Origin of the sequence: Cyanobacterium sp. HL-69, from assembly GCA_002813895.1 — a bacterium.
In the GTDB taxonomy this organism is placed as follows: Bacteria; Cyanobacteriota; Cyanobacteriia; order Cyanobacteriales; family Cyanobacteriaceae; genus Cyanobacterium.
On record CP024912.1, the window covers coordinates 620,828 to 634,612 of the forward strand.

At 39.6% G+C, this 13,785-nt stretch carries 7 protein-coding genes, 2 tRNA genes and 1 pseudogene; 5 read left to right on the plus strand and 5 right to left on the minus strand.

The features are described from left to right. The first annotated feature begins 145 nt into the window (after window positions 1-145). Both AA637_RS02865 and glpK read left to right on the plus strand, forming a co-directional pair. A complete protein-coding gene (locus tag AA637_RS02865) occupies window positions 146-6,241 on the plus strand; it encodes a translocation/assembly module TamB domain-containing protein (protein ID WP_446683817.1) in 6,096 nt (2,031 codons plus the stop codon). A 33-nt stretch (window positions 6,242-6,274) separates the two neighbouring features. After that, the gene (glpK, locus tag AA637_RS02870) at window positions 6,275-7,762 is read left to right on the plus strand and encodes a glycerol kinase GlpK (protein ID WP_446683818.1); all 1,488 of its coding nucleotides are present in this window, start codon (window positions 6,275-6,277) and stop codon (window positions 7,760-7,762) included. A 15-nt stretch (window positions 7,763-7,777) separates the two neighbouring features. Here the strand turns inward: glpK and lpxC are convergent, their stop codons facing one another. Further along, window positions 7,778-8,581, minus strand: coding sequence for a UDP-3-O-acyl-N-acetylglucosamine deacetylase (gene lpxC / locus AA637_RS02875; protein WP_446683819.1), 804 nt, complete (start codon window positions 8,579-8,581; stop codon window positions 7,778-7,780). A 111-nt stretch (window positions 8,582-8,692) separates the two neighbouring features. Further along, a tRNA-Thr gene (locus tag AA637_RS02880) sits at window positions 8,693-8,765 on the minus strand. A gap of 410 nt (window positions 8,766-9,175) precedes the next feature. Here AA637_RS02880 and AA637_RS02885 point away from each other — a divergent pair. Next, entirely contained in the window at window positions 9,176-9,679 is a 504-nt protein-coding gene (locus tag AA637_RS02885) for a TIGR02652 family protein (RefSeq protein ID WP_069790967.1), read from the plus strand. A 64-nt stretch (window positions 9,680-9,743) separates the two neighbouring features. Further along, complete coding sequence (locus AA637_RS02890) at window positions 9,744-10,178, plus strand: VOC family protein (RefSeq protein ID WP_446683820.1); 435 nt, start codon at window positions 9,744-9,746, stop codon at window positions 10,176-10,178. Between the two features lie 64 nt (window positions 10,179-10,242). Here AA637_RS02890 and dnaJ read toward each other — a convergent pair whose 3' ends face one another. Then, window positions 10,243-11,382: a molecular chaperone DnaJ gene (gene dnaJ / locus AA637_RS02895; protein ID WP_446683821.1), complete on the minus strand. Its 1,140-nt coding sequence runs from the start codon at window positions 11,380-11,382 to the stop codon at window positions 10,243-10,245. Between the two features lie 113 nt (window positions 11,383-11,495). Next, window positions 11,496-11,579 (minus strand) — tRNA-Leu (locus AA637_RS02900). Between the two features lie 141 nt (window positions 11,580-11,720). On the opposite strand from AA637_RS02900, the pseudogene AA637_RS02905 reads away from it, so the two are divergent. Further along, a pseudogene (locus tag AA637_RS02905) lies at window positions 11,721-12,117 on the plus strand (transposase). A gap of 29 nt (window positions 12,118-12,146) precedes the next feature. On the opposite strand, the gene AA637_RS02910 reads toward AA637_RS02905, so the two are convergent. Then, on the minus strand, window positions 12,147-13,469 hold the full coding sequence (locus AA637_RS02910) for a TIGR03279 family radical SAM protein (protein WP_446683822.1): 1,323 nt from the start codon (window positions 13,467-13,469) through the stop codon (window positions 12,147-12,149). Window positions 13,470-13,785 lie beyond the last annotated feature (316 nt).

Consider the following 13,785-nt stretch of genomic DNA (forward strand, 5'->3'; position numbering starts at 1 on the left):
GAAAGTGTGGGGTTAGATAAGCAAGAAAAGGCGAAGTTTTAAAAAATAACCATTATCAAGGAAAGAGAAAGTATGAAGAAAGATGAAAAAAATCGGAAGTTAAGGTAACTTATGATTAGCAACCCTAACGGTGTGAGTGAGGCAAATGACAAATCCACAATCCCCCCAACCCGAAGACAATTCTAATACTTTTTTCCATAAAGTCAAACGAGTAGTCACTTCCCCACGAACTATTATTATTGTAGTAGTAGGTGGAGGTGCGATCGCCTCGGGAGCCTATTTAGGTGCAAAATATATTATTACCGAAGTCATACCCACCACCATCGAAGAAGAATTAGAAAAAGCCCTTGAAAGAGAAGTAAATATCGGCGAAATAAGCAGTTTTGGCTTCTCTCACCTCACCATCGATGATGTAACTCTTCCCCCCACCAGCGAAGATAACAGCTTTGTAGAAATCAAAAATATTAACGCCCGATTCAACCCCCTCCATATCCTTTTCCAAAGCCATCTCCCCCTCGATATTACCATCGAAGAAATTACCGCCCTTGGGCAACTAGACACCCTCATAACCGTTGATGAAGAAGAAGAAACCGAAATCCCCGAGAGTATCGACTTACCAGAATTACCCATCACTGCCGACATCAATCTCACCATCCAACAAGCCACCCTTGCCATTACCCCAAACCAATTAACCCAAGCCGTTGACATAGAAAACAAAATCAACCTTAACCTTCTCTATGACAACGACACCAACCCCCTCAGTTACAACATCCAATCCCAAATCGATGATAGTAATATCAACATTACAGGGAAAACTATCCTCACCACCACCCAAAGCGATAATAGAATCGAGATAGATAACTTTGACTTAACCCAAATTAATCCCATTCTCTCCACCCTTCCCCTCAACCTCACCCAAGGATTAGTAAATACCAACCTTGAAATTAATATCCCCTCCTTTGATAATTATCGTCAAACTCAAAGCAGGGGAAGTATAGCCATTACCGAGGTAGAAGGAGATTATATTTTCATAGGTGAAGATGAAAGTCAAATCATTATCCAACCCCTTCGTAGTGAAGCCTACATCACCGTTAACGGACAAATTATTAACCTTCAAGAAATTAACGCCAGTCTTGGCAACCTAGCAGGAAACCTCACGGGAAACATAGACTTAAACGAAGGTTATGACATCCAAGGAAATCTTAGCCCTATCAATGTTAACGATGCCCTTGCCTCCCTTGCCGTGATTTCCCCCGTTATTGTTAACGGTATTCTTCAAGGAGATTTAGCCGTCACAGGGGAAATTGATAACCCCCAAATTAACACTAATCTTGCCATTGAAAATACCATAGTTGATAAATTAGAATTGGGACAAACTGTTGTTTCTTTAGATAGTAATTTAGATGAAATTCGTTTAAACAGACTACAGATAAACCCAATTTCAGGGGGAGAAGTTTTTATCTCAGGTTTAATTAATACTAATTTGAAAGAAAAAATAGCTAATGAAGAAGAAATAACTATAAATGATTTGCCCCTACAAATAAATCTTAATGCCGACTTACCTACCCAAGAATTAATTAACGTCTATAACCTCTTACCTCCTGATATTAGGGTTAATAGATTACAAGCCACGGGAAACGTTACAGGCAATATTGGTAATCCTACGGCTTCAGTTAACTTTAATATCCGTGATGATGGTAGCCAAGAATTAGGCAACATTGCTGGTAGAGGAGAATTAACCTATGGTAATAATCAAGTAAAGGTTAATAATACCCAATTAATAGTCAATGATGGCACTATAGATATTGATGCCATAACGGATTTAGAGACAAACAATTGGAATGCAGACTTAGCCATTAATGCCATTACCCTTACTCCTTTTGTGCGTCAATATTGCTTAACCATGGGTAACTGCCCAGAAAATATAAACACCGCCACCCTCATCAGCGCCAATGAAGGTAATATTCAGGCAAGGGGTAATTTTAACAATCTTGATTTAGATAACATAGACGCTATCAGCAACTTACAACTAACTTTAGATGGAGGCAGTGTAGAAGTAGATAGCCGTCTGGAAAACGGTGTTATCCTTGCCAATGCTGATGCCAAGGAAATTAATCTAAATAATTTGATCACCGATTTTGCGGTAGATACTAATATTGTTACCAGTAACTTACAGCTAGAAAGTAGTATCCAAGAATTAATTACCTTCGGGCAACAAAACCTTACAACCCTAAATCTCAATCTAAGTAGTGAAGTATTGGTAAACGGAGGGTTAGTCAATTTATCAGGAAGTCTTAACCCCCAAAATACCGCTTTTCTTGCCACTGCTTCAGGAATTAACTTAAATAATCTCACCTCTCCCATTACCATCGAAACCAGTAGGGTAAATTTATCCCTCCTTACTGCCGAATTAATTAATAATCAAACTAACTTCACATCCATTGATAATGTCATCGCTTCTTTACCTAGTTTGATAGTTAATGCCGATAATCGCCTTCGTGGAGGAGGAGGAATTGTTAACAGTCAGACAAATATTAGTAATGGCTTAGTAAGAGTTAATGCCAATGCCCAAAATATTAACGCCCAACAATTAATTGCTGATTTTCCCCTCGATGTCAATCAAGTTAATAGTCAGATAAATATTAATGTATCCCTCCAAGAAGTTATCGCCACGGCAATTAATTATCTTGATACTCAAACTCTTTCCCCTCTCAATAGTCTGGTATTAAATGCCAATAGTAACTTTAACCTTGCCCAAGGGGGAGGGGTTGCGGTGACGAATATTAGTAACAATCAATGGGGTATTAATTTAAATACTGAGGATATAAATATTGATAACTTTGCCCAGCAATTAGACTTAAATTTAGATAATCAACTACTGGCTAACTCTCCCCTTAATAGTCAAGTGAATTTGAGGGGTAGTCTTGCCCCGTTATTAACTAATAACCCCACTGCCATGGTGGAAGTTACCCAAGCCTTGGTTAATTTGGGTGACAATAACCTTAATGCTAGGGGAAGATTTGATGTTGTTAATTTATTCTCGAATATCGATATAAATAATCTGGCTTTGGATATAGAAACCCAAGCAGATTTGGAGACAATTCCTGCCAATGCTATTTTGGCGCAATTTCCTCAAGAAGAGGGCATTCGGTTATTACCTGATGAGGCAAATTTATCGGGGGTAGGTAATTTTGTAGGTAGGTTTACGGGAAATAATTTGTTAACAAATCCCCTCGGAGAGAATAACTTACGTTTGGTGGGAGATGTGGAGTTAGCTAATTTAATTTTCAATGATATTCGATTTGAGCCTTTATTGGCTGGTAGTTTAAATGTGAATGGTAGTGAGGGAATTATTCTTGATTTACGGGGTGAGGAGGATGTTATCTATGCAAGGTTGATACCTAATAATATTACCCCTGTTACTTCTGATAATTATATTGCGTTTATTCCTGATCAAGTGTTAATTTCTCAGGGGGGAGAAGCTGGTTTTTTGGTGCAAGGGGAAAGAAGAGGAGAAGAGTTTACAGCTACGGTTAATAATTTTGATTTGGCTAGTTTAAGGATTAGCCCTGTGGCAAATTTTGGTATAGTGGGTAATTTACAGGGTAGGGTAGAGCAACAAACGACGGTTAATCTGAGGGATTTTAGTAGTAGGGGAAATATTCGTTTAAGGGAGATTGGTATTGGTAATATTATCGCTAATGAAATTAGTGCAGATTTTGTTTTAAGAGATGATATGGCGCAGTTGCAGGATGCTTCTTTACGTTTTGGTGATAGTGTCTATGCTTTGCAGGGTAGTTTTAATTTTGCAACTCAGGATATTGAGGGTAGGTTAAATGTGGATGGTGATGTAAGAGATATTTTCACGACTCTACAGATTAGTGATGTGGAAACGTTAGCTTCTATTGTGCAACAGATTCAAACTCAGGATGTTTTTGCGTCAGCGGATAGTATTCCTTCTCAATCGGTGGGGGATGGTAACGATACCATTGGTAATCAGGTTAATTTGTTGGGGAGTATTGATAGGCAAATTCAGGAGATTGCTAGACAAATTCAGGAGGGCGGGATGCCCACTAATTTGGATGTAATGGGGGCTTATCAAGGAGAAATTCTCATCGGTGGTAATTTGAGTAATCCCGTTGTCAATGTAGATTTTGAGGGGCGTAGTTGGCAATGGTTGCCTCAACCTTCTTATCCTGATATTGTGGATGGTTTGGGTTTAATTATCCAACAAAGTCAACCAGTTATAATTCCTCAAGTAACTTTACAGGCAGAGTTTCGGGATAATAATTTGGAGATACAACCTTTTGTGTTGGGGATAAATGATAGTGAGGTGGCTTTTGCTGGTAATTTATCTTTGAGTCAGCAGGAAGGGGATTTTAGGGTTTCTAATTTATCCTTAGATACTTTCAGCGCCTTTATTCCTGATTCTGATTTTGGGGGAATTATGGATATTGAGGGAAGTTTGGCTGGTAATTTATTAAATCCTGTCATTGAGGGTAATGTTTTGGTGCGTGATAGTAGTTTTGATGGGGCAATTTTAGCCCAAGAAGTCAGGGGTGATTTTTTGTATGAAAATTATTTGTTTAATTTTGTTTCTACGGCACCAGAGGAAATTCAGATAACTTCTACTTTACCTTATCATCCTTTATTTGCTACTCCTTTTCCTGCTACTTTGAATGTCTCTCTTGCTAAGGAGGCTTTGGAGGTGTTGGGAATTCTAACTCAAGGGCAGTTAGCTTTGACGGGGGGAGATGCCAATGCGGAATTCGATGTGGAAATTGCTTCTCTCAATCGTTTTATTGAAAATCCTGATTTGAATCAGGTGCAGGTTAGGGGTAAGGTTAATTTGGATAATGCCCAGTTGGAGTCTTCTAGTATTGAGGATTCTGTGATTGTGTCTGGGGAAGTAGATATTGATGGCAGGGCGATCGCCCTTAACCAAGTACAAGCTAAAATAAAGAATACTGAGATTAATCTGGAAGGTAGTTTACCCCTAACCAATGCCCAACCTGACAACGAAAATCCCCTCATCATTTCTATCCCTAACCAAACCCTTGATTTAACAAACCTCTACCGAGGGAGAGTCAACGCCGAAATTCGCATCGATGGCACAGTTTTAAACCCCCTTGTCGGCGGATTTTTCCAACTAGCAAGGGGTAGAGTCAGCATACCTAACCTCAACAATAACGGGCAACCTCTCACCCCCGAGGAAATCAACATCGCCAGTCAATGGCTAGGGGAAAATGGCCTCACCGCCGAAAGTGTTTTTCAACCACAAATCAACGACTTTGAAGTTAGTTTAAAAGATTTAGATATTTCCCAATTTGGGGTTTATCGCTTCTTATTTGACGGCGATTTAGTAGTTAACGGGAGGGGGATAAATCCCGATAATATCACCGCCCAAGGTCAATTAAACCTCCGTAGAGGACGCATTAATATAGGGGCTTCATCGGGGACTGGAATTTTAAGCAGTAGTATCAATGAACAAAATACCTTCTACCTCTCACGCACCAACGAAAACAGAGTTATTTTTCGACCTGATCAAAGTATATTAAATCCAGAAGTTGATATATTAGTAGAAGGGGATGTCGTGGACTATTCCCGCCAGCTTAACGCCACCAGAAATAACGAAATTTTAGATCCCATTGTCCGAGGAGGTAGGGGAGAAGCTGTTAGGGTAGAATTAGCCATCACAGGAAATTTGCAATCTCTCACCCCTCTAATCACGGGGCAAACTGCTAACAACTCTTGCGATACCTCTTCTTCCGATACCGTCATAGTCGACAAACAACAAGGGGGCTGGACTCAAGAAAAACTGGACTCAGTAGCCAGATGTACTACCATAGCAGGTAGATTTAATCCCGACAATTCCAATCTCGAAATCCTCAATTCTCCCCTAGTCAGATTAACAAGTATTCCGGGGCGTGGTCAAGGAGAATTAGTTAACTTAATCGTTGGGGGACAGTTTTTGGGCTTACTCAATCAATTAGAAGGTGCTGGGGAAATTGATTTAATTGAGAGCGGATTATTACAATTTATTGTTGTACCCTTGCTTGGAGATGTCACTTTTGGTATCAATGAAAGGGTTAGTAGTTGGGGAAGTCCTTTGGGGATGAGTGATTTAAGGGTTTTTCCTCTTGTTGAAGGGGTTTATCCTCTCGAAAATCGTTCTAATATTTCTGTATCCTACGACTATATCTTTAACGAATTTAGGGTACGGTATCAAAAAAGATTTTAACCAAAAAATTTTTAGTAACTATAAAATACATTCATGAATAAATACATTTTAGCCATAGATCAAGGAACAACAAGCACAAGGGCAATTCTTTTTCAAAAAAACGGTCATGTTTTGGCCACCGCCCAAGAAGAATTTACTCAATATTATCCTAACCCAGGGGAGGTAGAACATGATCCTCAAGAAATTTGGCAATCAGTTTTATCAGTGGTAGAAGGAGTATGTAATAAAGCCAATATAGAAAAAAAACAAATAGAAGCTATTGGGGTTACCAATCAACGGGAGACTACAGTAGTTTGGAATAAAGAAACAGGAAAACCCATTTATAATGCCATTGTCTGGCAAGATAGACGCACCTCCGCCACCATCGATGATTTGAAGGGAAGGGAGTTGCAAAAAGAGGTAAAAAGTAGATCTGGACTTTTGCTCGATGCTTACTTTTCTGGTAGTAAAGTAGAGTGGATTTTGGACAATGTCAAAGGGGCAAGAAAACTTGCTCATGCAGGAAAACTCGCTTTTGGTACCATTGATAGTTGGTTAATTTGGAATTTGACTGGGGGAAAAACCCATATTACTGATGTGGGTAATGCTTCTCGCACTCTTTTACTCAATGTTAACAAGGTACAATGGGATGTGCTTTTGTGTGAATTGTTTGATGTACCCATGAATATGCTTCCAGAGTTGTGCGACTCTAGTGGTATTGTGGCATATACTGATCCTAGCATTTTTGGGGAAGAAATTGCGATCGCAGGTATCGCAGGAGATCAACAGGCGGCTACTTTCGGACATACGGGCTTTCATCCTGGTATCGCCAAAAATACCTATGGCACGGGATGCTTTTTGATTTCTCCCACAGGAAAAGAGTTAGTTCCCTCAGAAAAAAGTCTTTTATCCACCATCTGTTGGAGCCTCAATGGGGAGATTACCTATGGTTTGGAGGGGAGTATATTGGCGGCAGGATCGGCTATTACGTGGCTTAGAGATGGCTTAGGTTTAATCAAGTCAGCCTCAGAAATTACCGAGTTGGCGGAATCTGTACCCGATACGGGGGATGTGTTTTTTGTTCCTGCTTTAGCGGGGTTAGGCTCTCCCTATTGGGATCAATATGCCAGAGGTACTATTGTAGGTATTAGCCGTGCTACTACGAAAGCTCACATCGCAAGGGCTACTTTAGAGGGCATCGCTTTTCAGGTGTATGATGTGGTACGCAGTTTGGAAACAGAATCAAATATCCCCCTCGAACTGTTGAAGGTTGATGGGGGGGCAGCCCGTAGTGATTTCCTGTTACAATTCCAAGCAGATTTGTTAGGGGTACCTGTGGAGCGCCCTGCGGGGGTTGAGCTTACAGCTAGGGGTGTAGCCTATTTTGCTGGGTTAGCAACGGGTTATTGGAAGGATTTACAAGAAATTCAACAGTTGGAAACCACTACCACTACTTTTAAGCCAAAAATATCCCAATCCCAAAGGGATGCCCTAACCAGTCGTTGGGCTGATGCTGTGGTGCGATCGCACGGTTGGGCTTAATTTTTAGGTAATCAATTACCTGTTATGGGCTTGAATTTGTCGGGCTAGTTGGGTGTGTAGTTGATGACTTGCTTTGTAGGCGAGATAATGGGCGGTAGGAATAGTGCCTAATAAACTCAAGTCACCCACTAAATCAAGGATTTTATGGCGCACTGGCTCATTATCAAACCGTAGGGGAGGGTTTACCCAGCCATCATGGCTACATACCAGGGCGTTACTGAGGTTACCCCCTTTGATTAATCCTTGACTTTGTAAGTATTCAATTTGTTCGGCAAATCCAAAAGTACGGGCAGGGGCGATCGCACTGGGGAAAGTTTCTCGCTCAGGATACCATGTAAACCATTGATTTTGAATAGCTTTGTAAGGAAAATCAACACCATAGGTAAACACCATTTTATCCGAAGGTAAGGCCGCCACAAAAGCATCTTTATGGCGTATCCAAATAGGCTCTTTAATAGTGTATTTACTCTCACTAAAATTGTAATTAGGTTGGTAAAGGCGATCACACCATAACTGCCCAGAGCCGTCCATCAGAGGTACTTCCGCCCCATCAATCTCCATACGCACATCATCAATACCACAGGCACACAAACTTGATAGCAAATGCTCCACCGTGCGCACCTTAGCCTCTCCCACCGCCAACTCCGTCGATAACAAAGTACTATCCACAGAATCGATAGTTGCAGGAATAGAAGGACTATCAGGCAAATCTACCCGCACAAAATATCTTCCTTTTCCCTTCTCCTCGGGAAACAGTTTCACCGTACTAACTTTACCTGAATGAAGTCCTACCCCTGTCAACTGAAAAGATTTAAACATAAAAAATAATTGAGAATTGATAATGGATCATTGAATTTTATTGTTTTACCATTGCCTATTCCCCGACAACGTTAATTGTCCATTGTACATTGTCCATTGTCAATTATTCCAAGCTACCTATGGGACTCGAACCCACAACCTAATCATTACGAATGATTCGCTCTACCAATTGAGCCAAGGTAGCACACAAATTTACCGATAACAATTATAACAAAACTCCCATAATAAGTCACTACTTGATTCCCAAAATATATTGCTGTGGTACAAAAATTTTAGCTCAAAGGCAATAGGTAATAAAAAAATGTACTTTGTAACTGTAAAAACGCTATGAGCAAGACAAAATGAATAAAAAAATAGATAGCTAACTTCTAGGAACAATAATGTAGCTTACAATTAATTAACTATATCCCTCTTTTGTCCCCAAAACAGGAATAATTAATTACTTGAGCTTGATATTCTGAATCAGAAAAAAGCCTGAAAACACTATTTGAAAATTAATTATCAATTATCAATTATCAATTATTAACACCTGCCCTGTTTTTGAAAGAAAATGTTAGATTTTGGATAGAGGAAATTAAGTACAGTAATTATTCGATGAACCTAAGTTTACAATATCCTGTTTTTGGCCCCCATATTCAATGCCCCCATTGTCGTCAACAGATAGAAGCCTTAACTCTAACTGATAGTTATTTATGCTCCCGTCATGGCGCTTTTGAGGCCAATCCTGAAACAAAAGTATTAGTACATTTACAATCAGGGCGCCATTGGCGATTGTGGGAGGAAAAGTGGTATCGGCAACATACCCATCCTGATGGCATTCGTTTTGAGATTCATGAAGCCCTTGACAGATTATATACAGAGGGTTATCGGGCTACTAAAGTAATTATTGCTCAACGGTATTATCGCTTAATTAGCTCTTATCTGGAGAAGGGTAATAATTGGATAGGAGATGGCACAAAGATTTATAAACTTTATGGTTTACCTGTAGAATTTAGTCCCGATGATGATGATTCCGAGCGCTGGGAAATTATTAATTTTAGCCTTGAAAAAGAAAAGGGAAGCCCCTCCCGTTATCCTTATTTTCGCCTTTTTGAATAATAAAATCATTGAGAAATTTGGTTTTTTTACCATTGCCTATTCCCTATTCCCCATTCCCTGATTTATGTTACATCACGTATCTATTCGCACTGCTAATATTTTAAGGGCGATCGCATTTTACCAATTATTAGGATTTTCGGTAAAAGAAAGATTTACCACAGGATATACCCTTGCCTGTTGGATGGAAGGGTTAAACAGTCGCATCGAATTAATAGAAATCCCCGAACCAAAACCAGCCCGCGATGCCTTCGGAGATGAACATTATGTAGGTTACTATCATTTATCCTTTGACGTGGGTAACTATACCGATAGCTTACCCCAATGGTTAAACAACCTCACAGAAACATTTGTAGAAGAAAACAAAGCAAACCCCCAACAAATAAAGCCCCTCAAAATTTTGTTACACCCCCAACAACAAATGATAGAAGATAAAGTTTTTGAAGTAGCCTTCATTGCCGACGATGACGGATTACCCATCGAATTATTATGTCAATGCTGATAAAAAAATCACAATTTAGTCCCCCCGAATTAACAGGGGGCAATAAAAGAGTAGATTAACCGAATTATTTCTTATGGAAAATACTTTCCAAGAAACCCTCAAAACCTCCCTTAGAAGTATGATCTCCTTTGATTTGAGCTAGTTTTTCTAGTAGATCTCTTTCCTCAGAACTAATTTTTGTCGGAATTTCCACATGAACAGTTATTAAATGATCCCCTCTACTCACAGCATTTCCTAACTTTGGTACCCCCTTATCACGGAGAGTGGTCACAGTATCAGGCTGTAAACCAGCGGGAATGGTAATTTCCTCATGCCCATCGATGGTAGCAACCTTGAGACGGCAACCTAAAATCGCTTGTAAATAACTAATAGTAATCTCTGAGTAAATATTATTACCATCGCGTTTAAATTGACTATCAGTTTCCACCGAGAGATAAACATACAAGTCTCCAGCAGGACCTCCACGGGTACCGGCATCCCCTTCCCCTGTCACCCTAAGACGAGTGCCATTATCTACCCCTGCAGGGATAGTAATTTTTAACTTTTTGTTTTGTTGTTTTCTACCTTGCCCACCGCAAGACTCACATTTTTCCTCAATAATTTGCCCCTCTCCGTTACAAGTAGGACATACCGTTACCTGAGCAAAACTACCAAAAGGAGTACGAGTAGCACGGCGCACCTGCCCCGCCCCATTACAAGTAGGACAGGTTTTTACTCCACTACCTTTTTTCGCCCCCGTGCCGTCACACACCTCACAGGTTTCTAGGTGAGGGATTTTGATTTCTTTTTCACCACCAAAAACCGCTTCACGGAATTTTAATCTTAAATCTAACCTGAGATCATCTCCTCTGGCAGGACCACGACGACGAGCGCCCGTAGTCGCACCACCACCGCCACCAAAACCACCGCCAAAGAAGGTTTCAAATATATCGGCAAAACCACCCATATCATTAGGATCAAAGCCTGATGCCCCGGCACCAGCCCCACTTACTCCAGCTTCTCCGAAACGATCATAACGGGCTTTAGTTTCTGGCTCTGAAAGCACTTCATAGGCCTTATTTATCTCTTTAAATTTATCTTCTGCCCCCGGCTCTTTGTTTACGTCGGGATGATATTTCCGCGCTTGTTGTCGATAAGCTCTTTTTATTTCTTGTTTGGTTGCATCACGGGAGACTCCGAGGATTTGGTAATAATCGCCTGACATATTGCTTGGTTCTATTTTCGTGATTGGTCTGCTTTTTTTACACTATTGTTTAACATTCTACTAGATTGCCTTAACATTATGTTACTTTAATCTAGTTTATGGTGTAAAAAAGATGCGCAAACCGGGACTTGAACCCGGAAGTCCTTAAGAACACTAGAATCTGAATCTAGCGCGTCTACCAATTCCGCCACTTGCGCCTTTAATTTCTAATAATAAAATATCTTACAGTTGTTGATCACTTTTTAGTTATTTTTTTCAGGAGCAAAGTAATTTGGTATTTAGAAGCTGTTTGAAAAGTCTTGGTGTAGAATATTTTGGTTAATAACTGAATGAAAAACATGACAAGATTATCATACGATACTGACCTCACTGATGACCAGTGGAAAATTTTAGAACCTTTAATTCTTCTGGCTAAAATTGGTGGGAGAAATCGTAGTTTGGACATCAGAGAAGTTCTAAATGGGATCTTTTATCTTGTTACTAACGGAATAAAATGGAGAGCGATGCCTCATGATTTTCTGAAGTGGCAGAGTGTTTAGAACATATCAAACGTACAGATTCAGACCCCTGTTTTAGTGTAGTTCCCAAAAATGGATCGTAAAGAGAACTTATTCTTGGCTTAGTCACTACCGAAGATTGAGTAAAGACTATGAATTTTTGCCCATTACTAGTGAAATGATGATTTTTGCTTGTATGATTCATTTTATGGTCAGACGATTAGAACCTCAACCTTAAAATATTTAAATCTCTTTATAAGTAACTTTTCAAACAGGTTCTGAAACTACTTCCATTAATTCCTTAATACCATTGACAGGAATTACTTTAACATGAAGTTTTTCTTCCAACTCTGCGATGGTGACGTCATCTAAAAATTTCGCCTCATCATGTTTTAACATTACCGAAGGCAAAAGAATCTTTTTCGTTAGTTTTTTTTCTGGTAATTTAGCCAATAAATCTTGCCCTGTAATTAAACCTGTTACTGTAATTTCTTGCCCCCAATAGTCACTATTTAAAGCCACTAAATTAACATTCAAATTCTCTACTTGGTTTAACTTCGCCACGAGGGGTTGAAAAGCCGTTTCCACTGCATTACCCACAATCCAAGTATATTCCTGTGGCTGGGCAATTTTGGCAGGTAAATTTTCGTTAGCGATGGTTTCAAACTCCTTTAAAAATTGTCTAATTGAGCCTACACCATTTCCAATTTGAGGATAGTCTTCGTAGTGGGATTCTGGGGGTAAATCTTCTTGGGCAATTAAAAACCATTCATCGGCCAACCAAGCAAAAGTAGAGCCACATTTTTCCCTAAATTTATCCTGTAAGGCTTGGACTTGTTTAATAACTTCTTTGGCTTTTTCTCGGCTAACGGGAATCAATTCATCTTCTTGGGGGCGAAATTTGGTTAAACCCACTGGCACAACAGCGGCACTAATTACCGCAGGAATTTCCCCTTGATGGAAGGAAAATAAATCGTTGAGGGTGGTTTCTAGGTGCTTACCGTCATTAATATTGGGGCATACGACCACTTGGGCATGGACTTGTAAACGTTTTTCTTGAAACCATGCTAAATTTTGCTTGATTTCCCCTGCCCGTTGATTTTTTAGTAGTCTAATTCTAATATCTGGCTCGGTGGCATGGACGGAAACATAAAGGGGAGAGAGGCGCATTTGTTCGATGCGATTCCATTCTCTGGTGGTTAAGTTTGTTAGGGTGAGATAACTACCATAAAGAAAACTGAGGCGATAATCATCGTCTTTGAGGTAGAGACTTTCTCTTTTCCCGTCAGGTTGTTGATCGATGAAGCAAAAGGGGCATTTATTGTTACACTGGATTAGCCCATCAAAGAGGGCATCTTCAAATTCTAAACCTAAGTTTTCGTCGTAGTCTTTTTCGATTTCTAGTAGGTGATTTTTGCCGTATTTATCGATAACTTCTAGTTCGAGATATTCATCGCTACAGAGAAATTGATAATCGATTAAGTCTCTTGGTTGCATTCCGTTGATGCTAACGATGGAGTCTCCTATTTCAAAGCCTATTTCTTCGGCAATGGATTGGGCAAGTATCTTACTAATACGGGCAGGTTTCATATTAATTGATAATGGGTAATTGATAGTTAATAATGGAAGATTTATCAGTAAAAAACCGAGGGAAACTTAATTAACTCCTAATCGTCTATTGTACATTGTTTCATTCTTGTCTTGGTTCACCCTCATCTTAATCCCCATGAAAAAAGGGGTTTTATCTATGGCTTTGTTGCATGAATGAGTAAGAAAAAAGGTTAGTTATATATAAAATGAAAAACTGTTTAATTTACCAGGAAGACAAACACAGGGAGGGAGTATCTCATTTAGGCAAAAACAAACAACAGTAATCCAAAACCCGTTCAAAAATTTTTTATTGTTG